The organism is Sphingobium subterraneum (assembly GCF_014199435.1).
GTDB lineage: Bacteria > Pseudomonadota > Alphaproteobacteria > Sphingomonadales > Sphingomonadaceae > Sphingobium > Sphingobium subterraneum.
In genome coordinates this window covers 36,420-57,620 of record NZ_JACIJP010000002.1, presented here as the reverse complement: position 1 = coordinate 57,620, position 21,201 = coordinate 36,420, and the positions used below count along the sequence as shown (strand labels likewise).

Here is a 21,201-nt window from a genome sequence, read left to right as displayed (position 1 = left end):
CTTGCGTTACCGTTCCTTCAGCCGCGGCATCAGCTCGACAAAGTTGCAAGGCTTGTGGCGATTGTCGAGCTGGGTCACAAGGATGCCGTCCCAGGCGTCCTTCACCGCACCGGTCGAACCGGGGAGCGCAAAGATATAGGTGCCGCGCGCGACGCAGGCGGTGGCGCGTGACTGGATGGTCGATGTGCCAATGCTCTGGTAGCTGAGCCAGCGGAACAGTTCGCCAAAGCCGGGAATTTCCTTGTCCTGCACGCGGGCGATCGCTTCGGGCGTCACGTCGCGCCCGGTAACGCCGGTGCCGCCCGTGGTGATGATGCAGTCGATCTCAGGGTCGTCGATCCACGCATGGAGACGCGCGACGATGACGTCGGTATCGTCCTTTTCGATCAGCCGGGCAGCGACTTCATGCCCCGCCCCCTCGATCCGCGCGACCAGCGTGTCGCCGGAGCGGTCATCCGCCAGCGAGCGGGTGTCCGACACGGTAAGTACAGCGATACGGATGGGCGTGAAGGCGATGCTCTCATCGATCGGCATCAGTTGGCGTCGCTGGCAGGATCGCGATAGCTGAGGCGGACGTTGGTCTTGCCCGCCTTCGCCGTGGGGAAGCGCGGCCAGCCGCCCTGCGCCATGGTGGTTAGCGCCTCTGCCCGACCGGTGCCCTGGATCTGGTACATCCAGTAATTGCGCATGACGATGTTCACATAAGCGCGCGTTTCATAATAAGGTAGGGACTCGATGAAGAGCAGCGGGTCACCCTTGTCCTTCACTTGGCTGTTCCAGCGTTCGACAGGGAGCGGCCCGGCGTTGTACGCAGCCATGACCTTGGGCAGCAGGCCGCCGGTCGCGCTCATGTCGCGCAAGGTTTCCAGATAGCGCTGGCCATATTCCATGTTGGTCGACGGAGTATCGAGCTGTTGCCCGGTGATCGGCATGCCTGCCATGTCGCGCGCAGTTCCGGGCATCACCTGCATGATCCCGCGCGCGCCCGCAGGGCTCACAACGGTCGGACGAAAACCGGATTCCTGCAGCGCATGGGCAAAGACCAGCGCCGGGTCTACGCGCCAGCCGCCGTCGGGCGTCCATTGTGGCACAGGGAAGCGGGCGAAGCTGTCCGGCTTGCGCCCAGCAGGTCCATTGTGGGAGAGCCAGAGCTGTGTCTGCGGAAGGCCGAGATGAGCGGCGAGGAGAAGCACGCCGTCATAATGCGCCGCGCCGCCCAGTTGCGCCTGACGCCGGACCAGCTTGTCGGCAAGATCATCCTCGCCCAAATCGTGCAGAGCGATGGCCGCACGGGCGGCGGGTGTGTCCTTCACCAGCTTCCACGCCTTTTCGTTGCGCGTCATGGCAGGTGTCTTTGTCGTGATGCCCAGCGTTTCGCGCGCAAGGAGGCCGTAGAAGGTCTCGTCCTTTTGCGTGGCGAGGCGCAACAACGGCTCGACACGGGCCGGGTCGCCTGCGTTCATATAGGCGCGCGCCGCCCAATAGGCACCAGCCGCGCGCATGTCGTCATTGCCCGCGAGGGTTGCCACGCGGGAAAAGGCAGTCGCCGCGGCAAGGGGATCGTTCTCGCGCCACGCGGCCAGGCCCAAGGTCCAGTGCGCCTGGGTCGTCCAATCACCGCTGGTGCCGGTTTCGAGCACCCGGGTGGCAAGGCGGCGCGCATTGGCGTCGTCATTCTCGATATAATAGGACCAGGCGGCGCGCTGGCGCACTTCGGCCAGACCTTCGGGCGTAAGAGTGAGTTCAGCCCCGGCGATCAGTGCCTCGGCCCCCGCCGGGTTGTCCGCTTTTATGTAGGGCAGCATCTGCGCCACAAGCGCCTGCGCTGCGGCGTCGAGCTTGGTGGTCGGCACATATTCGCGGCGGGGCGCGCCGCCGAGCCAGACGAGCTTTTCGGTCTGCGGCAGGCTGGGCAGGATCTGCGCGCCGCGCTTCTGTGCGAGGCGCACGAGCTGGTCGGCGTCGGGCAGCCAGGTGGCCGTGTTGACGAGATCAAGCAGGTCGAACAGTTCGACGCGTGGGCTGCCCTTGGCAAGATACAGCTGGGAGAGAGCGACAGCGCGAAGCGGGTCACCCTTGTCGAGCGAAAGCGCACGGTTTTTCGCCTCGGTCCAGTTCGACTGGCGCAGGGCGGCGAACATGGCCTGAACATTCTCGCGAACCTGCGCCTGCGTGCGGGGCGCAAGGGTGGCGACGACGCTGGCAACGGGCTGGATCGCGGCGTCCGGTTCCGCCAGCGCCACCGAGGAAGTGGAAACGGCGAGCAGAGCCAGTACGGAACGAAGTGCGGAACTCACGCGGCGAAACTTTCCATCAGCTGTTGCAGCATGTGCCAACATTCCGCTTTGGCGGCCGGTTGATGCAGCATCAATCCGGGATGGCAGGTGGCGACTCCGGGCACTGTGCCTGCATCGTGGTTAACCAAAGGTAAAAAACGGCTGGCGGAAACACCATCCGACGGAGCCAGCGCACGGCTCGTCCGATCACCCAGGATGAGCACGGATTTTGGCGCGATGAGCGCCATATGGTGGCGCATCCGCGTAACGAGCGGGGAGAGCGTTACCGGGTCGATCGTTCCGCCCGCCGGGCGCACCAGCCCGAGGGAACAGAAATAGACGTCTGCGCTTTGGATCCCTATCGCCCGGACCATTCCATCGACAAGCTGGCGATTGTCGTTCTGCAAAAGGGCCGTGCTATCGCCATCCCCAGCATCCGGCACATCGACGATGACCATCAGGCGCGGCGTGGGGCTACCGCTCGGCAGGACGCGTCGACCGGGCCAGCGCGCTTCGGTGATATCGGGCGATTGGGCGAGATAGGCGTGAAACGCATCGAGCGTTGTGGGCAAAGCCGACGCGGACGGGACCGCAACAGCGAGGGGGGGAACCGGTCGGGGCAGGGGGCGCAACCAGTCGCGCGGTTCGTCCGCCACCGCGGCATCGACCCCGGCGAGCGACCACCACGCCATCAAACCCGCTATCGCGGATTGGGTGCTGCTTTCAAATTCTCCCCGCATCGCATTGTCTTGGGCCACGGCTTGACGAATTCGTCAAGAATGGTCATCGCGCTAAATGCCGAAACGTTGGCCCTGCACGGCGACCGGAGGCTTTGCTTGTGGGTGAGCAACGCCCGTGGAGAGACAGAATGAGTGACCGTGAATCGATGCCGTACGACGTGGTGATCGTCGGGGGGGGGCCAGCCGGCCTGTCCGCCGCGATCCGTCTGAAGCAGCTCGCCAACGACGCCGGGCGGGAAGTCTCCGTCTGCGTGCTGGAAAAAGGTTCGGAAATCGGCGCGCATATCCTGTCCGGCGCGGTCATCGATCCGCGCGCGCTCGATGAATTGCTGTCCGACTGGCGCGACATGGGATGCTCGCTCGCCGATGTGCCGGTGACCGACAACCAGCACTGGATTTTGACGAAGACCGGCAAGTTCGGGATGCCGCATCTCTTCACCCCGCCGTTCATGCACAATAAGGGCACCTATACCGGGTCACTGGGCAATCTGTGCCGCTGGCTGGCTGAACAGGCCGAGGGGCTGGGCGTCGAGATCTTCCCCGGATTTCCGGCGGCCGAGATCCTCTACAATCACGACGGATCGGTGAAAGGCGTCGCGACCGGCGACATGGGTATCGACCGGGACGGCGACAAAAAGGGTGATTATCAACCCGGTCTGGAGCTGCATGCACGCTACACCTTCTTCGCCGAGGGCGCGCGCGGGCATCTTACCAAGCAACTGAAGCGCCAGTTTGCGCTCGATGCCGACAGCGAGCCGCAGGTCTATGGCCTGGGCATGAAGGAATTGTGGGATATCGATCCCGAAAAGCATGTGCCGGGCCGCGTTATTCATACGCAGGGATGGCCGCTGACTGACGCTTATGGCGGCGGGTTCCTGTATCACCAGGCGAACGGACAGGTGGCATTGGGCTTTGTGGTGGGGCTGGGCTATCGCAACCCGCATCTCTACCCGTTCGAGGAATTTCAGCGCTGGAAGCAGCATCCGGCCATCCGGGAAGTGCTCGAAGGCGGACGGCGCGTGTCCTATGGCGCGCGGGCGATCAACGAGGGCGGCTGGCAGGCGATTCCCAAGCTGGCCTTCCCCGGCGGCGCGCTCATTGGCTGCAGCGCAGGCTTCGTCAACGTACCGCGCATCAAGGGTACGCACACCGCGATGAAATCCGGCATGCTGGCGGCCGAAAGCGCCTTTGCCGCGATCAGCGCGGAGCGGACGAACGACGAGCTGAACGATTACGAGTCTACGCTGCGGTCGAGCTGGATTGCCGATGAACTGAAGATCGTGCGCAACGCCGAGCCCGCGCTGTCGAAGTTTGGCAACACGATCGGCACGCTGATCGCGGGCGTCGACATGTGGATGCGGTATCTGAAGATCGGCCTGCCCTTCACGATGAAGCACAAGCCCGACAATACGAAGCTCTGGCGCAAGGAGCATTGCGCGAAGATCGACTATCCCAAGCCGGATGGCGTGATCAGCTTCGACCGGCTGTCTTCGGTGTTCCTGTCGAACACTAACCATGAGGAGGACCAGCCGGTCCACCTTCAGCTGAAAGATCCGGCGATCCCGATCAGCTATAACCTGCCGCTCTACGACGAACCGGCGCAGCGTTATTGCCCGGCGGGGGTGTATGAGGTCGTGGGCGAAGACGAGGGCAATCCCCGTTTCCAGATCAACGCGCAGAATTGCGTGCACTGCAAGACCTGCGATATCAAGGACCCGACGCAGAATATCAACTGGGTGACGCCCGAAGGCGGCGGAGGCCCCAATTACCCGAACATGTGATCCTGTGCGACGCGGAAGGGTCCGGCTGCGCACCGGTGTGGCGGCGCTGTTGGTCGCCGCGCTGATCGCACCGGCGGCGGGTGAGGCCGCTCCCCGACGGGGAGACGACGCGGACGTGGCGGGTCCACGCCTCAACGCCTATGCCCGCGGGCGGCTGGCAGAGAGCGACGGCGCGCTTCAGGATGCGGCGGCTGCGTTCCGGGCGGCGATGAGCGGCGATCCTTCGAGTGTCGACGTAGCGCGGCGCGGCTATCGCCAAGCGGTGATGGCGGGCGATATGGCGCTGGCGCTCAAATCCGCCAAAATCCTCGACAAAGCGGGCGAATTGCCGCGCGACGGGGTGGTGCTGCTGCTGATCGACGCGTTGCAGCGCAGGCGCGCGGACGATGCGCGGGCATTGACGAACCGGTTGGAGGCCGAGGAAAACCTCGCCTATCTCGGTCCGTTCATGCGCAGCTGGGTTTCGGTCATTGACGGACCTTATGATCCTCCCGTGATCCCGGTCGACCGACCCTGGGCGGTGTTTGCTGTCCGGTATTTGGAAGAGCAGCTGATGCTGCAGCGATTGGCGCGCGGCGATGTGGCGGGCGCGCGGGAATCGCTCAACGTGGCGCGGGAGCGCAAGACTGTGTTCCTGCCGCAGCAGCGGATCACGCTCGCGAACCGGTTCGCGACGCTCGGCGACAAGGCCTCGGCGCTAGCGCTGCTCACGGCAGATGACGGCCACGACTATGCGGCGGAGCGTGCGCGGATCGAGAGCGGGACGTTTGCGACGCCTGATGCGCTGACCCCGCTAGCGGGGCTCGCGGCGCTGCTTGAGCGGCTGGCGGCGGACCTGTCAGGCGACCAGCCGGATATCGCGGTGCTCTCCATCATCCGGCTGGCGAGCCTGGCCGATCCCGTCGATCCCGACATTCGCCTTGCCGTAGCGCGAACGGCGCTGTCGCTGGGTTATCTCGACACTGCCTATGCGCAGGCAGGAATGATCGCGCCGGGATCGGTGCTGTGGATCGATGCCCAAGGCGTGCGGATGACCGCGCTCATGCGGCAGGAGCGGACGACAGATGCGGTCGCCATCGCCCGGCAGATCGCCGCGCAGCCGGGCGCGGGCGTCGCTGAGCGCCGCCTGCTCGCGAACGTGCTGCTGCAGTCGGATGATTATGCCGGGGCGGCTGATGTGCTTGCTCGGACGATCGCGCTACCCGGCGGGACGCAGGATGCGTTGCTGATGCTGCAATATGGCGCCGCGCTGGAACAGGCGGGGCGGTGGGACGCGGCTCGTCCGGCGCTGGAAAAGGCGCTTGCGCTTGCGCCGGAAAACCCGGTGGTGCTCAATCATCTGGGCTATGCGCTGGCGGACCGCGGGCAGGAGCTGCCGCGCGCAATCATGCTGCTGGAGAAAGCGAACAAGATCCGACCGGACGAGCCGGCGCTGGTTGACAGCCTGGGTTGGGCCTATTTTCGGGCAGGCCAGGCGGATAGGGCGCTGCCGCTGCTCGAAAAGGCGGTGATCGCCGAACCGGGCAACCCGGAACTCAACGAGCATCTGGGTGATGTGCTGATGGTGCTGGGCCGGGTGTTCGAGGCGCGTCAGGCCTGGGCGGCGGCGCGCGCGGTGGTGGGGGACGATGCCGTCTCCCGCGCGCGGATCGAGGCGAAGCTGCAACCCGGCGTGACGCCCGTGATCAAGGCTCCGCCGCTCGCCCCGACATTATGACGGGGACGACGGAGACGGCCTACGCCAAGGTCAACCTCGCGCTGCATGTGCGGCGACGGCGGCCGGACGGCTATCATGACATCGAGAGCCTGTTCGCCTTTTGCGAGGATGGGGACGGTTTGACGGCGCGCCGCCGCGATGACGGGGCCATCCTGCTGCGGATCGAGGGTCCGTTCACGGAAGGTCTGGAAGCGGGCGAGGGGAATCTGGTGGTGCGCGCCGCGCGGGCATTGCAGGCCGCAACCGGAGCCGGATGGGGGGCGGACTTGCTTCTCACCAAGAATGTGCCGGTAGCTTCCGGGATCGGTGGCGGGTCGGCGGATGCGGCGGCGGCGCTGCGGTTGCTCGATCGCCTGTGGGAAACGCGGCTGGGCGAGGAACAACTGATTGCGCTCGGCGATCCGCTCGGGTCGGACGTGCCCGCCTGTGTCGCAAGCCGCACGCTGGTCGGGACGGGGCGCGGGGACGCGTTGCGGTTTGTGGCGGGCGACGATCTGGCGGGAATGCCGATCCTGCTCGTCAACCCCGGTGCGGCAGTCGCGACGGGCCCGGTGTTCGGGGCGTGGGACGGGGTGGACCGGGGCGCGCTGAACGCCGTCGACTGGCGCGCGGGGCGCAATGACCTCGCCGATCCTGCCATGCGGCTGGCGCCTATGATTGGCGCGGTGCTGGATGCGCTGGCGGCCTTACCCGGCATCGATGTGGCACGCATGTCGGGATCTGGCGCGACCTGCTTTGCGCTGTTCGCAGGCGAACGCGCGCGCGATGAGGCGCAGGCTGTGATCCGCGCCGCGCATCCGGATTGGTGGACCATGGCGAGCCGGTTGCGATGAGTGAGGTTTTTACGTTCCTCAAGGGTGGGGATGCGCCGCTGCTGATCGTTGCGGACCATGCTTCGCGTCATGTGCCTGCCGACATCGATCTGGGTATCGCGCCACATCTGCTGGACGATCATATCGCCTGCGACATCGGCGTGGCGGAGGTCGCGGGGCTGCTGGTCGAGGATCTTCAGTGCAGCGCAATGCTGTGCGGCGTGTCGCGGCTGGTGATCGACTGCAACCGGGACGAACATGCGCCCGGCCTCATCCCGCATATCAGCGATGGGCATGTCATTCCCGGCAACGAGCATGTCGACCACGAGACGCGGCTGGCGCGGTTCTATCGCCCCTATCATGCGGCGCTGGAGGCGCGGATCGCGGGGATGGGGCAGCCTTTCATCCTCTCACTGCACAGCTTCACGCCCGCACTTGCTGCTCGACCCGAAGAGCGGCGCCCGTGGGAGATCGGCATTCTTTATAACGACGACGATCGCGGCGCGCGCGTCGCCATTCCGTTGCTGGAGGAAGAAGGCTGGGTGGTGGGTGATCAGCTTCCCTATTCCGGCAGGCTGCTCAACTACACGATGAACCGCCATGTCGAGGCGAACGGCATTCCCTATCTGGGGGTCGAGATGCGGCAGGACATTTCCGGTACAGCCGAAGGGCAGCGACGGTTTGCGCGCGTGCTCGCCCGTGTGGTGGAGCAATGCCGCGCGGCCCTTGCATGAAGGCGGCGCGGGGGATAGAGGCTGGCCCGATCAATAGGGCAGCCCATGACACACCAATTTGACAAGACCAAACTTCCCAGCCGCCATGTTTCGGTAGGACCGGAGCGCGCGCCTCATCGCAGCTATTATTATGCGATGGGCATGACCGAGGAAGAGATCAACCGTCCGTTCGTGGCGATTGCTTCGGCTGGCAACGACAGCGCGCCGTGCAACACGACGCTGGATTTTCAGGCCGACATCTGCCGTCAGGGTGTAGAGCAGGGCGGTGGCACGCCGCGCCGGTTCAATACCATCACGGTAACGGACGGCATCGCGATGGGCCACCAGGGGATGAAGTCCTCGCTCATCTCGCGCGAAGTGATCGCCGACTCGGTCGAGCTGTCTGTGCGCGGCCATTGCTATGACGCGCTCGTGACCTTTGCGGGGTGCGACAAGTCGCTGCCCGGCATGATGATGGCGATGCTGCGCCTCAACGTGCCGTCGATCTTCGTTTATGGCGGGTCGATCCTGCCTGGCCGGTTCCACGACAAGGACGTGACGGTCAAGGATGTGTTCGAGATCGTCGGGCAATATGCGGCTGGCAAGTGCCCCCTATCCGAAGTCAACGCGCTGGAGCGGGTGGCGTGCCCCGGCCATGGCGCGTGCGGCGGGCAATATACCGCCAACACCATGGCGTGCGTGGGCGAAGCGATCGGTCTTTCTCTGCCGAACAGCAATATGGCGCCCGCTCCCTACAAGAGCCGGGAAGAGATCGCCATTGCGGCGGGCAGGCAGGTTATGGAGCTGCTTGCGAAGAACATCCGCCCGCGCGATATCTGCACCCGTGAGGCATTCGAGAATGCGGCGCGCATCGTGGCGGCGACCGGCGGATCGACCAATGGCGGCCTGCACTTGCCCGCGATGGCGAACGAGTGCGGCATCGACTTCACGCTGTTCGATGTGGCGGAGATCTTCAGGACCACGCCCTATATCGCGGATCTGCAGCCCGGCGGGCGTTATGTGGCGCGCGACATGTATGACGCGGGCGGCGTCTATATGCTGATGAAGACTCTGCTGGCCGAAGGGCTGTTGCATGGCGATTGTCTGACCGTCACCGGCAAGACGCTCGGCGAGAATATCGCCGAGGTGACGTGGAACCCCGACCAGAAGGTGATCTATGACGCGAAGACGCCGATCACGCCGACCGGGGGCGTCGTGGGCCTGCGCGGTTCGCTGGCGCCCGATGGCGCGATCGTGAAGGTCGCGGGTATGGAACGGCTGGTGTTCGAAGGTCCGGCGCAGGTGTTCGATTGCGAGGAAGATTGCTTCGCGGCGGTCGAGGCGCGCCAGATCCGCGAAGGATCGGTCATCGTGATCCGCTATGAAGGACCGAAAGGCGGGCCGGGTATGCGCGAAATGCTGTCGACCACCGCCGCGCTGTACGGGCAGGGCATGGGTGAGAGCGTGGCGCTGATCACCGACGGGCGCTTTTCGGGTGCGACGCGCGGTTTCTGCATTGGCCATGTCGGGCCGGAGGCAGCAGACGGTGGCCCCATCGCTTTGGTCGAAGAGGGCGACATCATCCGTATCGACGCCGTGCAGGGGACCATCGATCTGCATGTCGACGCGGCAGTGCTGGCCGAGCGCAAAGCCCGGTGGCAACCCCGCACCAACGATTATCAGGCAGGTGCGTTGTGGCGCTTTGCGCAGAATGTGGGACCGGCGTGGCAGGGCGCGGTGACGCACCCCGGCGCGAAGGCCGAAACCCATGTCTATGCGGATATTTGACGCGGCTGTCGGACTGACGATGGCGGGGCTGGTCTCCGCCTGCAACGGTGCGACGGGTGGCGGTGCGGACGCTCCGCAGGGCAGCGTCGTGTCGTGCCGGACCGGGGAGGCGAAAGCGGTCGCGCCGGGCTGTGTTATGGAATGGCGTGCGGCGGCGCAGGGGGCGGGCGCGCGTATTCTTGTGCTGCACCACCCCGATGGCGGCTTTCGGCGCTTTGTCGTGTCGAGCGACGGAGCGCGGATCAACGTTGCCGATGGCGCGGAAGCGGTCGAAGTCGGTGATCCGCATCAGGGCGCCGTGGAGATCACCGTGGGCGATGCGGCCTATCGCCTGCCGACGCGGGAGCTTCGCGCGCCTTGACGATCACCGCGATCTTGACCGCAGCCGAAATGCGCGCCGCCGAAGCGGCCGTGTTTGCCAGCGGCGTACCTGAATATGCGCTGATGCAGCGGGCTGGCCGGGCGGCGGCGGAGTTCATCTGGCGCGCGGGCGGACAGCGTGACACGCTCGTGCTGTGCGGGCCGGGGAATAACGGCGGTGACGGCTATGTGATCGCTGCCGCGTTGCGCGAGCGCGGCGTGGCGGTGCGGGTCGCAGCAAGCGCGGAACCGGGAACGCCGAGCGCGCGGCAGGCGCGGGCGGACTGGAGCGGGCCGGTCGAGGATATCGGGACGGCAGCGCCCGCCCGGCAGCTGGTCGATGCGCTGTTCGGTACGGGCCTGACGCGCGGACTGGACCCGATGCTGGCCGGGCGGCTGGGGGAACTCGCGGTGACGGCGGAACTGGCGCACACGGTCGACCTGCCGAGCGGCATTGCGACAGACAGCGGTGCGATCTTGTCCTCGGTGCCTGTCTTTGACCTGTGCATTTCGCTGGGCGCGTGGAAACCCGCCCATGTCCTGCGCCCCGCCGCGCAGCAGTGGAAGCGGATGGTGTGCGCCGACATTGGGATCGAGAGTGCGGATGCGCCGGTGCATCGACTCGCCAAACCTCGCCTCGCTCCGCCCGATGGCAATGCGCATAAATATACGCGGGGGCTGGTGGCTGTGGTTGCCGGGGCGATGGCGGGAGCGGGCGCGTTAGCGGCCGAAGCGGCCGCGCGGGCGGGGGCGGGTTATGTCACGCTGATCGGCGCGCAGGCGATCGTGCCGACACCCCATGCGATCGTGCGGCGGCGCATGAAGGCACTTAACGATACGCGCATTGGCTGCGTGCTGGTCGGGCCGGGGCTGGGACGCGAGGGGGCGGCGCATGAAACGCTGCGCGCCGCGCTGGCGCATGGTCATCCGGCGGTGGTCGATGCGGATGGCTTGCATGGTCTGGCGCAGGCGGGTTTCGAGGTCTTGCCTCAGCGCGCGATCCTGACGCCGCATGCGGGCGAGTTCGCGGCGCTGTTTCCCGACATCGAAGGCAGCGTGATCGAGCAGGCGCGTGCGGCGGCTCGGGCCAGCGGGGCGGTCGTCGTGCTCAAGGGCTCGGTGAGCGTTGCGGCGGCGTCCGATGGCCGGGCATGCGTGTCGGAGGGCGCGTCGCCCTGGCTGTCGACGGCGGGGACGGGCGATGTGCTCGCCGGATTGTGCGCGGCGCGGCTGGCGGTGACCGGCGATCCGTTCGCTGCGGCGACGCAGGCACTGTGGCTGCACCGCGAGGCGGCGCGGCGCGCGGGCCCGGCCTTCATCGCCGACGATCTGTTGCCGCAGATCGCGCCCGCCATCGGCGCGTGCCTGTGACTAAAGAGCCTGTGAGCGGCGATCCCGGCCTTATCCTGCGTATCGCGGCGAAGGGTGATGGCGTGACGGCGGACGGTCGCCATGTGCCGCTGAGCGCGCCAGGCGACCGGCTGCGCGCCGATGGCGGGCTGGACTACGGGCCGCATCATGCCGAGCCGCCCTGCCGCCATTATCCCCTATGCGGCGGGTGCCAGCTGCAACATCTCGATGACGAAATCTATGCCCGTTATGTCGGTGATCGGGTGGTGGGCGCGCTGACGGGACAGGGTGTTGAAGCCGGGGCGGTGCTGCCGCCGATCGTGTCCCCGCCCCGCACGCGTCGCCGCGCATCGCTGCGTGCGGCGAAGTTCGGCAAAAAGATGCAGCTCGGCTTTTCGAGCGAGAATAGCCACCGGATCGTCGACATGACGATGTGCGAGGTGCTGCACCCGGCCCTCTTCGCGCTGGTCGCGCCGTTGCGGAACCTGCTCGGGCCGATGGTGGGAGACCGCCGCGCGGCGCATGTGCGGATGAGCCTCGTCGATCAGGGGGTCGACCTGTGCCTCGAAAATGTCGGTGCGGAAGGGCTGGAGCTGGCGGAACGGCTTAACGATTTCGCGCAGACGCACAGGCTCGCACGGCTGAGCATCGATGAAGGGTTCGGGCCGCAGACGCGTTACGAGCCGGAACCGGCGACGATTACGCTGGGCGGTGTGCCGGTGGCCATGCCGACCAACGCGTTCCTGCAGGCGACGGCGGATGGCGAGGCGGCGCTGGTTTCTGCGGTGCGGGGCGCGATGGCAGGCGTGGGAACAATTGCTGATTTGTTCTGCGGCCTCGGCACGTTCGCGCTGGCGCTGGGCGAAGGGCGCGCGGTCTATGGCGCGGAAGCGGCGCGGGATCTGGTGCTGGCACTCAAGATGGCGGGCAACCGGACGCAGCGGCGGCTGGTGGCGGACCATCGTGACCTGTTTCGCAGGCCGTTGACGCCCGAGGAGCTCAACCGCTTTGACGCCGTGCTGATTGATCCGCCGCGTGCTGGAGCGCGGGAACAGGTACAGCAGATCGCGCTCTCTACCGTGCCGGTGGTGGCCTATGTCTCGTGCAATCCGGGGAGCTTTGCACGCGACGCCAAGCATCTGATCGAGGGTGGATACGCACTCGAGAGCGTCCAGCCCGTTGGCCAGTTCCGCTGGTCGACCCATGTGGAACTGGCGGGGATCTTTCGCAAGACAGGCGAGTAAACAAGGCCGGGCAGCGGTAACCGCACGCCCGGCCTATCTGCGAACTTACTTGCGGCGCTTGGCCTTGCTGCTGCGACCTTCACCCGCCTGCTTGCAGCTGTCGGTAACCGTCTTGCTGCACATCGGATAGTCAGTGCGCGGGGCGGGCGGGGGAGCGGCGGTCATTGGGGCCGCGCTGCCCATCGGTGCTGCGCCCGCTGCGCCCGGTGTGCCCATGGGCTGCTGCATGCCGCCGGTTGCGGAGGGATCGGTCCCCATCTGGCCGGGCATCGGCTGTTCACCGACGGGAGGATTGGTAGGCGGTGTGGTCGGCATGGTCGTGCCGGTGTCGCCGCCGGGCATCGGCGTGGTCTGCGGCGTACCGCTGTCGGTCGGCATGGATGTCGTTCCGCTGGGCATGGTCTGATCCGTTGTCATCGAACCGGATGTTCCCGCACCCGTCTGCGCGACGGCGGCGGATGCAATCAAAAGCGCGGAGGCGCTGGCGAGAAGTGCAAATTTCATGGATGGTTCCTTATCTGGTCCAGCCCCCTGTCCACCCACAACCCCAGGGGGATGAGGGAGTTCCGCGCACCGTCCCGCGCGGTTCACCGCACAGCGCATAAATTCTCAGTTCGTCCTTGCCCGCAATCCGACCGTTCCCTAATTGTTCGACTATGGATCCCCAAAGCACTTCCGTTGCCGTCCCCTCTTCCGCGCCGGAACCGGGCTATCTTTCCGGCCTCAACGCGCCGCAGCGCGAGGCCGTTCTGACGACAGAGGGGCCGTTGCTGGTGCTGGCCGGGGCGGGCACGGGCAAGACCGCCGCATTGACCGCACGTCTTGCGCATCTGGTCGCGACGCGGCGGGCCTATCCTTCGGAAATTTTGGCGGTGACCTTCACCAACAAGGCGGCGCGGGAGATGAAGGAAAGGGTCGGTCGGCTGATCGGCGGCGCGGTCGAGGGGATGCCGTGGCTGGGTACCTTCCATGCGATCGGTGCGAAGATGTTGCGTCGCCATGCCGAACTGGTGGGGTTGCAGAGCAACTTCAGTATCCTTGATACCGACGACCAGCTGCGGCTGATGAAGCAGCTCATTCAGGCCGAAGGGATTGACGAGAAGCGCTGGCCCGCGCGGCAGCTGGCCGGGCTGATCGATCGCTGGAAGAATCGCGGCCTGACCCCGTCGGAGGTCGATGCGGGAGAGAGCGAGCAGTATGCCGCGGGCAAGGGGCAGGCGCTGTATGCGGCGTATCAGGCGCGGCTGATCGCACTTAACGCCTGCGATTTTGGCGACCTGCTGCTGCATATGCTGACCCTGCTCAAGACCGACCGGGAGATATTGGCGCAGTATCAGCAGCGCTTCCGCTACATCATGGTCGACGAATATCAGGACACCAATTCGAGCCAGTATCTGTGGCTCCGCCTGCTGGCGCAGGAGCGCAAGAATATCTGCTGCGTGGGTGACGACGATCAGAGCATCTACAGCTGGCGCGGGGCAGAGGTCGCCAATATCCTGCGGTTCGAGCGGGATTTTCCGGGCGCCAAGATCGTGCGGCTGGAACAGAATTATCGATCGACCCCGCATATCCTTGCCGCCGCTTCCGGGGTGATCGCGTCGAACGGCAATCGGCTCGGCAAGACCCTGTGGACGCAGGAGGCAGAGGGCGAGAAGGTCCGCGTGCTCGGCGTGTGGGACGGGCCAGAGGAAGCGCGCCGGGTGGGCGAGGAAATCGAGGGGCTGCAACGCGAGGGTGAGCCGCTCGACGACATTGCCATTTTGGTGCGGGCGCAGTTCCAGACCCGCGAGTTCGAAGACCGCTTCATCCAGATCGGCATGCCCTATCGCATCGTCGGCGGTTTTCGTTTCTACGAGCGAGCCGAAATCCGGGATGCGCTCGCCTATCTGCGGCTGATCGCACAACCGGCGGACGATCTGGCGTTCGAGCGGATCGTCAACGTGCCCAAGCGCGGGCTGGGCGACAAGGCGGTGGAAAAGGTGCACCGCCTGGCGCGGGCTGAGGGCGTGCCGCTGCTTGCCGCTGCGGCGCGGATTATCGACAGTGACGAGCTGACCCCGCAGGCGCGGCGCGCGCTATCCGGCTTCGTCACCAGCATCGGGCGCTGGCGGGACATGGCAAGCACCTTGCCCCATGCCGAGCTGGCGCGGATCATGCTCGACGAAAGCGGCTATACCGCGATGCTGCAGGCGGAGCGCACGGCCGAGGCGAGCGGGCGCCTTGAAAACCTCGGTGAGCTTGCCCGTGCGATGGAGGAATATGAGTCGCTCGGTGCGTTTCTCGAACATGTCAGCCTCGTCATGGACAACGAGGCGCAGGCGGAAGAGCGCAAGGTCACGATCATGACCATCCACGCCGCCAAGGGACTGGAGTTCGGCAATGTGTTCCTCGTCGGCTGGGAGGAAGGGGTTTTCCCCTCGCAGCGGGCACTGGACGAGGGTGGCTTGAGCGCACTCGAAGAGGAGCGGCGGCTGGCTTATGTTGCGATCACGCGCGCGCGACGGCGCTGCACGATCATCCATGCGGCGAACCGCCGTATCTATGGCCAGTGGACCAGTTCGATCCCGTCCCGTTTCGTGGGGGAATTGCCGCCCGACCATGTCGAGGAGGAGAGCAGCCTGACCGGCGGCGCGTCACTGTGGCGCAGCGGCTGGGCGGATCAGGGCAACCCGTTTCAGGATGTCGCGCGGCCGGGGCATGGGCCGGGCTGGAAACGTGCGGCGCAGGCGGGGCAGTTCGTCGCTGACGCGCGTGTCCCGATGGAGGCGCGGCGGCCGACGGCGGTGTCGCCTGGTGCTCCGGGGCGGAAGGATCTGGAACTGGGTTTGCGGATTTTTCACCAGAAATTCGGCTATGGAACGATCGCGACGATCGAGGGCAACAAGCTGGAGATCGACTTCGACCTCTCCGGCCGGAAGCGGGTGATGGACAGTTTTGTCGCGCTGGCCTAGCGCCGATCGAAATATCCACCCCGTTCGCTTTGGTCTTCGACCCGCCCCCACGCGGCACTTATGACAAAATCTGATACTGGGTCGTGCGAACATCTCCTTTGTTGCGAAAACTTCGACGCCGCGGTTAAGGAGGGCCCATGACCGCCTCATCCTTGGCCGCCGCGCCGGCCCATCCCTTGTCGTTCCGCGATTTCCGTCTGTTCCTCCTCACCCGGCTGGCAACGGTGCTGGCGCAGAACGCGATGATCATCGTCATCGGCTGGCAGGCATATAATATCGCGCGGCAGACAATGGACACGCATGCGGCGGCGGCGCAATTGGGACTGATCGGGTTGGTACAGTTCGTGCCGATCTTCCTGCTGACGCCGCTGACGGGCTATGTCGCTGATCGGTTCGACCGCCGGATGGTGGCGGCGCTCGCGCTGCTGGCACAGGCGGTGTGCGTCGTGTTGCTCGCGATGCTGACCTATCGCAATGCGCTCAGCCTGCCGGTGCTGTTCTCCATGGCAGCATCGGTCGCAGTGGCGCGTAGTTTCACCGGCCCCTCGCTGGGTTCCCTTTCGCCCAATCTGGTTCCACCCGCCACCTTGCCCCGCGCGATCGCCTTTTCCTCGATAATGTGGCAGGTCGGCACGATCGCCGGTCCGGCGGTGGGGGGCTATCTTTACGGGTATCGGCCTTGGGCGGCCTATGCGGTGGCGGCGGCGATGTTTTTCGTCGCGTTCGTCGCGATTGCCGCGGTCCGGCCCTTGCCCCGCAAGGCTCCATCGGACCGCAGCCGCAGCCCGATCCGCCAGATCATCGACGGGCTCGCCTATGTGCGTTCCAACCGGCTGGTGCTTGCCGCAATCACGCTTGATCTTGTGGCGGTGATGCTCGCGGGCGTGACAGCGGTGCTGCCGATCTACGTGCGCGATATCTTTCACTCGGGAGCAAGCAGCCTTGGCCATCTGGCGGCCGCACCGGGGCTGGGTGCGGCGGTTGTCGCGGTCCTGTTCAGTTTCCGCCCGCCGCGCACCAATGTCGGCAACAAGATGCTGGGCGCGGTCGTGGTCTTCGGCCTGTCGATCATCCTGTTCGGCCTGACGGCGTTCATGCCATCGGGCATCGGCTATCCGGTCGCGCTGCTCGCGCTGATGCTGTCGGGGGTTTCAGACATGGTGTCGGTGTTCATCCGCCAGTCGCTGATCCAGCTGTCGACACCGGACGAGATGCGCGGGCGGGTGAGCAGCGTTTCCCTGCTGACGATCGCCGCGTCCAATGAGCTGGGTGAGGCAGAGTCGGGGTTCCTCGCCGCGCTGATCGGGCCGACGACCGCCGTACTGCTCGGCGGAGCGGGGGCGATTGTTGTCACAGTGCTGTGGGCGCGCATCTTTCCGGAACTGGGGCTTGCGCGAAGCTTCGATCCGCACGACATAGCGCAACGAGACAGCGATAAGGAGGCCACGACATGATAGCGGCAAATATCCTCGAAACGATCGGCAAAACACCGCACGTCCGGGTCAACCGCCTGTTCGGTGACGCACAGGTGTGGATCAAGTCGGAGCGGTCGAATCCGGGTGGATCGATCAAGGACCGCATCGGTCTGGCGATGATCGAGGCAGCCGAGGCATCGGGGGATCTGAAGCCGGGTGGAACGATCATCGAGCCTACGTCAGGCAACACCGGCGTCGGTCTGGCGATGGTCGCGGCGGTCAAGGGATATAAGCTGGTTCTCGTCATGCCCGAAAGCATGTCGATCGAACGGCGGCGCCTGATGCTGGCTTATGGCGCGACGTTCGATCTCACTCCGCGCGAGAAGGGCATGAAGGGCGCGATCGAGCGCGCACTGGAGCTCATCGCGCAGACACCGGGCAGCTGGATGCCGCAGCAGTTCGAGAATCCGGCGAACATCGATATTCATGTGCGCACCACTGCGCAGGAAATCCTGAACGACTTTGCCGATGCGCCGATCGACGCACTGATTACCGGTGTGGGGACGGGTGGCCACATTACCGGCTGCGCGCAGGCGCTGAAGGAGAAATGGCCCAACATCAAGGTCTTCGCGGTTGAGCCGACGCTTTCGCCGGTCATCAGTGGCGGCCAGCCCGGCCCGCACCCCATTCAAGGCATCGGCGCGGGGTTCATCCCGGCCAACCTCCACACCCAGCTGCTCGATGGCATCATCAAGGTCGATCCGGCCGACGCCAAGGACTATGCGCGCCGCTCCGCGAAGGAGGAGGGTATGCTGGTCGGCATCTCTTCCGGCGCAACGCTCGCTGCCATTGCCCAGAAACTCCCTGAACTCCCCGTCGGTAGCCGGGTCCTTGGATTCAACTACGACACCGGCGAACGCTATCTCTCCGTCCCTGACTTTTTGCCGGAATAAGCGGACAGGCGGATGACCGGAGGCGTTGCCCCCCCTGCGCGTCCGCGCGCGCTCGACTGGGTTGCGGGGGTGGTGTTGTTCGTTGCGTTGCCGATCGCGGTGGCCTGGCAGGGTGGGATGGGCACATCCGCGCCCGCCGAAGCACCCGCGTCCGACGACTGGATCAAGCACGCACCATCGCCTCCGCCCAAGGTTGACCCGCTCGTGGTGCGCGAAGTCAGCCCGGACGACGCCCGTGCGATGAACGCCGCGATGCCGTTTTCCACCGGACCCAACCCTGCGGCGCGACCGTTTCGTTTCACGGGTGGGACAGAAGACCGCGACCGGGCGATCGCCTGTCTGGCCGCTGCGCAGTATTATGAGGCGGGCGACGATCCGGTCGGGCAGAAGGCGGTGGCGCAGGTCGTGCTCAATCGCGTGCGCCACCCGGCGTTCCCGAAGTCGGTCTGCGGCGTGGTGTTTCAGGGATCGGAGCGCACCACCGGGTGCCAGTTCACATTTACCTGCGATGGCGCCCTTGCGCGGACACCAAGTCCGGAGGCGTGGGACCGGGCGCGGACGCTTGCCACGCGGATGCTGGGCGGGCTCGTGGACCGCAAAGTCGGCTATGCGACGCATTATCATACCGATTGGGTGGTGCCGTACTGGAATACGAGCCTCGACAAGATCACCGAGGTGCACACCCATCTGTTCTATCGCTGGCAGGGCTGGTGGGGCACGCCGCCCGCGTTCCGCCGCAGCCTGCCGGGAGTGGAGCCGCGCGTCCCGATGATCGCGCGCCTGTCGCCGGTCCATGAGAAGGGTGGGGACGATGCCGTCACGATTGATCCGGCCGCGCCGCCATCCGCGGTCGAAGCGATAGCGCACGCACCCATACGATTTGTGGCGGGCGCCAATGCAAGCAGCCTGATGGCGGGATTGCATGTCATTGCGACGTCTCCCGCCGACGATGCGTTTATCGTCACGGTATCCCCGGGAATTGCCACCAAAGCCTATCGTGATGTTGCGACGCTGGTGTGTTCGGGACGCCCGGCGTGCCGGGTTATGGCGTGGCCTGACGGGCCGGGCGTACCGACCGGTTTCCCGATCGAACCCGGCCTGCTGTCCGGTATGATCTTCAGCTACATGCACGACATGGAAAACGGCTTGCAGCGGATGCTGTGGAACTGCACGCTGCTTCCGCAACCGGACAACCGCATGTGCATGCGGGAACGCATTCCGATGGGGAGTCTGCTGCCGGGGCGCAAACCGATCGCGGCTGATGCCGCCAAGCCGGAACTGATTCAGCGCGCGGCGAACATCTCCGGCGACAACGCCATCAGCGATTCCGCCCCGCCCTCGATCTTGCGGCGCAACGCCCCGGCTTCCGGCATCACGCGCTCCGCGAAGTAGCGGGCGGTGACGAGCTTGGCCTCCAGCCATTCCTTGTCATAATCGCCACTGTTCTCGTCGATCAGCTTCGCAGCGGCGACCGCCATGCGCACCCACATCAGCCCGACCGCGACGATGCCCATGATGTGCATATAGGAATGCGCGCCCGCCCCGGCGTTGTTGGGGTTGGTCATCGCGTTCTGCATCAGCCACATGGTCGCGGCCTGTAATTGCCCGTTGGTCTTTTCCAGCGCCTCGGCCAGCGGCGAGGTGCGGGGATCGGTCTTGGCCTCGGCAACGTCCTGCGCGACTACCTTGAAGAAGGCCTGGAGCGCGCGGCCGCCATTTTGCGCGAGCTTGCGCCCGACAAGATCCATCGCCTGGATGCCGTTGGTGCCTTCGTAGATCTGGGCGATGCGGGCGTCGCGGACATATTGCTCCATCCCCCATTCCCGGATGTAGCCATGGCCGCCATAGACCTGCTGGCTGGTGACAGCGATGTCGAAGCCCTTGTCGGTGCCGTATCCCTTGATGACCGGGGTCAGCAGCGAGATGAGATCATCGGCGGCGAGGCGTTCTTCCTCGGTCGCGGCGTTGTGCGACAGGTCGTTCTGCAAGGCCCCCCACAGACACAGCGCGCGCAGTCCCTCGGTGAGCGCCTTGCCATCCATCAGCATGCGGCGCACGTCGGGGTGGACGAACAGCGTGTCGGCCTTTTCCTCCGGATCGGCGGGGCCGGTCAGCGCGCGTCCCTGACGCCGGTCGCGGGCATAGTGCACGGCGTTCTGATAGGCGACTTCGCCCTGCGCCAGCCCTTGCAGGCCGACACCCAGACGGGCGGCGTTCATCATGATGAACATGGCGGCGAGGCCCTTGTTTTCCTCGCCCACCAGCCAGCCGGTCGCGCCGTCATAGTTCATGACGCAGGTGGAATTGCCGTGGATGCCCATCTTGTGTTCGATCGAACCGCAGCTCAGCGCATTCCTTTCGCCCAGCGATCCATCGTCGTTCACCAGCACCTTGGGCACGATGAAGAGCGAGATGCCCTTGCTGCTTTCGGGAGCGCCGGGGGTCTTGGCAAGGACAAGGTGAATGATGTTCTCGGTCAGATCCTGCTCGCCCGACGAGATGAAGATCTTCGTGCCGGTGATCGCATAGCTGCCATCAGCATTGGGCACGGCGCGGGTGCGGATCAGGCCCAGATCGGTGCCGCAATGCGGCTCGGTCAGGTTCATCGTGCCGGTCCATTTGCCCGCGACCATGTTGGGCACATATTTCTGCTTCTGCTCGTCGCTGCCCTTGACGAGAATGGCGGCAATCGCGCCCGCGGTCAGGCCATGATACATCTCGAACGCCTGATTGGACGAGAGCACATATTCGCCGAACGCGGTGGCGATGACGGAGGGAAGGCCCTGCCCGCCGAATTCCTCCGGCGCGTGAAGCGTCGTCCAGCCGCCCTCGACATACTGGTCATAGGCCTGCTTGAAACCGGGCGGGGTGGAGACGCTGCCGTCGTCGTGCCGGGTGCAGCCGACCTGATCGCCCACCTGGTTGAGGGGGAAGAGCACTTCGGCGGCGAATCGCCCGCCTTCTTCCAGCACGGCCGTCACCAGATCGGGTGAGACGGCCTGAAAGCCGGGAAGGTTGGAATAGCTGTCGAGCCGGACGACATGATCAAGGACGAAGCGCGTGTCGCGGACCGGGGCGGTATATTGAGGCATGCTCTTCTC

At 65.6% G+C, this 21,201-nt stretch carries 17 protein-coding genes; 12 read left to right on the top strand and 5 right to left on the bottom strand.

Going from position 1 to position 21,201, the window contains the following annotated elements:
* Window positions 1-6 precede the first annotated feature (6 nt).
* The 3 genes from moaB to FHS92_RS06990 are packed head-to-tail and all read right to left on the bottom strand — an operon-like array spanning window position 7 to window position 3,016.
* Complete coding sequence (moaB, locus tag FHS92_RS07000; RefSeq protein WP_184079013.1) at window positions 7-534, bottom strand: molybdenum cofactor biosynthesis protein B; 528 nt, start codon at window positions 532-534, stop codon at window positions 7-9.
* On the bottom strand, window positions 534-2,339 hold the full coding sequence (locus tag FHS92_RS06995; RefSeq protein WP_184079011.1) for a lytic transglycosylase domain-containing protein: 1,806 nt from the start codon (window positions 2,337-2,339) through the stop codon (window positions 534-536). Before FHS92_RS06995 ends, moaB begins: the two co-directional genes overlap by 1 nt.
* The gene (locus FHS92_RS06990) at window positions 2,294-3,016 is read right to left on the bottom strand and encodes a uracil-DNA glycosylase family protein (protein WP_221230960.1); all 723 of its coding nucleotides are present in this window, start codon (window positions 3,014-3,016) and stop codon (window positions 2,294-2,296) included. The genes FHS92_RS06995 and FHS92_RS06990 overlap by 46 nt, the downstream gene beginning before the upstream one ends.
* A 128-nt stretch (window positions 3,017-3,144) precedes the next feature.
* Here FHS92_RS06990 and FHS92_RS06985 point away from each other — a divergent pair, with 128 nt between their 5' ends.
* From FHS92_RS06985 to FHS92_RS06950, 8 genes are read left to right on the top strand one after another with little or no spacing between them, the layout of a single operon-like run.
* Window positions 3,145-4,797, top strand: a complete 1,653-nt coding sequence (locus tag FHS92_RS06985; protein WP_184079000.1) for an electron transfer flavoprotein-ubiquinone oxidoreductase — start codon at window positions 3,145-3,147, stop codon at window positions 4,795-4,797.
* A 4-nt stretch (window positions 4,798-4,801) separates the two neighbouring features.
* Window positions 4,802-6,514, top strand: coding sequence for a tetratricopeptide repeat protein (locus FHS92_RS18640; protein WP_184078998.1), 1,713 nt, complete (start codon window positions 4,802-4,804; stop codon window positions 6,512-6,514).
* The gene (locus tag FHS92_RS06975) at window positions 6,511-7,347 is read left to right on the top strand and encodes a 4-(cytidine 5'-diphospho)-2-C-methyl-D-erythritol kinase (RefSeq protein WP_184078996.1); all 837 of its coding nucleotides are present in this window, start codon (window positions 6,511-6,513) and stop codon (window positions 7,345-7,347) included. The genes FHS92_RS18640 and FHS92_RS06975 overlap by 4 nt, the downstream gene beginning before the upstream one ends.
* Window positions 7,344-8,060 carry an N-formylglutamate amidohydrolase gene (locus tag FHS92_RS06970; protein ID WP_184078994.1) on the top strand — a complete coding sequence of 239 codons (717 nt, stop codon included), beginning with the start codon at window positions 7,344-7,346 and terminating at the stop codon, window positions 8,058-8,060. Before FHS92_RS06975 ends, FHS92_RS06970 begins: the two co-directional genes overlap by 4 nt.
* A 45-nt stretch (window positions 8,061-8,105) precedes the next feature.
* Window positions 8,106-9,827: a dihydroxy-acid dehydratase gene (gene ilvD, locus FHS92_RS06965; RefSeq protein ID WP_184078992.1), complete on the top strand. Its 1,722-nt coding sequence runs from the start codon at window positions 8,106-8,108 to the stop codon at window positions 9,825-9,827.
* Entirely contained in the window at window positions 9,808-10,188 is a 381-nt protein-coding gene (locus FHS92_RS06960) for a hypothetical protein (protein WP_184078990.1), read from the top strand. Before ilvD ends, FHS92_RS06960 begins: the two co-directional genes overlap by 20 nt.
* Window positions 10,185-11,558, top strand: coding sequence for an NAD(P)H-hydrate dehydratase (locus tag FHS92_RS06955; RefSeq protein ID WP_184078989.1), 1,374 nt, complete (start codon window positions 10,185-10,187; stop codon window positions 11,556-11,558). Before FHS92_RS06960 ends, FHS92_RS06955 begins: the two co-directional genes overlap by 4 nt.
* Before the next feature lie 11 nt (window positions 11,559-11,569).
* Complete coding sequence (locus tag FHS92_RS06950; protein ID WP_184080215.1) at window positions 11,570-12,781, top strand: class I SAM-dependent RNA methyltransferase; 1,212 nt, start codon at window positions 11,570-11,572, stop codon at window positions 12,779-12,781.
* A 45-nt stretch (window positions 12,782-12,826) separates the two neighbouring features.
* Here the strand turns inward: FHS92_RS06950 and FHS92_RS06945 are convergent, their stop codons facing one another.
* Entirely contained in the window at window positions 12,827-13,285 is a 459-nt protein-coding gene (locus FHS92_RS06945) for a hypothetical protein (RefSeq protein WP_184078987.1), read from the bottom strand.
* A gap of 152 nt (window positions 13,286-13,437) precedes the next feature.
* Here FHS92_RS06945 and FHS92_RS06940 point away from each other — a divergent pair, with 152 nt between their 5' ends.
* The 4 genes from FHS92_RS06940 (at window position 13,438) to FHS92_RS06925 (ending at window position 19,492) form a co-directional block, all read left to right on the top strand.
* Entirely contained in the window at window positions 13,438-15,732 is a 2,295-nt protein-coding gene (locus tag FHS92_RS06940) for an ATP-dependent helicase (protein WP_184078985.1), read from the top strand.
* Between the two features lie 137 nt (window positions 15,733-15,869).
* Window positions 15,870-17,186, top strand: a complete 1,317-nt coding sequence (locus FHS92_RS06935) for an MFS transporter (RefSeq protein ID WP_184078983.1) — start codon at window positions 15,870-15,872, stop codon at window positions 17,184-17,186.
* Window positions 17,183-18,100 carry a cysteine synthase A gene (gene cysK, locus FHS92_RS06930; protein ID WP_184078981.1) on the top strand — a complete coding sequence of 306 codons (918 nt, stop codon included), beginning with the start codon at window positions 17,183-17,185 and terminating at the stop codon, window positions 18,098-18,100. The genes FHS92_RS06935 and cysK overlap by 4 nt, the downstream gene beginning before the upstream one ends.
* A 12-nt stretch (window positions 18,101-18,112) precedes the next feature.
* Window positions 18,113-19,492, top strand: a complete 1,380-nt coding sequence (locus tag FHS92_RS06925; protein WP_184078979.1) for a cell wall hydrolase — start codon at window positions 18,113-18,115, stop codon at window positions 19,490-19,492.
* On the opposite strand, the gene FHS92_RS06920 is transcribed toward FHS92_RS06925, so the two are convergent.
* Window positions 19,384-21,192 carry an acyl-CoA dehydrogenase C-terminal domain-containing protein gene (locus FHS92_RS06920; protein ID WP_184078977.1) on the bottom strand — a complete coding sequence of 603 codons (1,809 nt, stop codon included), beginning with the start codon at window positions 21,190-21,192 and terminating at the stop codon, window positions 19,384-19,386. The genes FHS92_RS06925 and FHS92_RS06920 overlap by 109 nt on opposite strands.
* Window positions 21,193-21,201 lie beyond the last annotated feature (9 nt).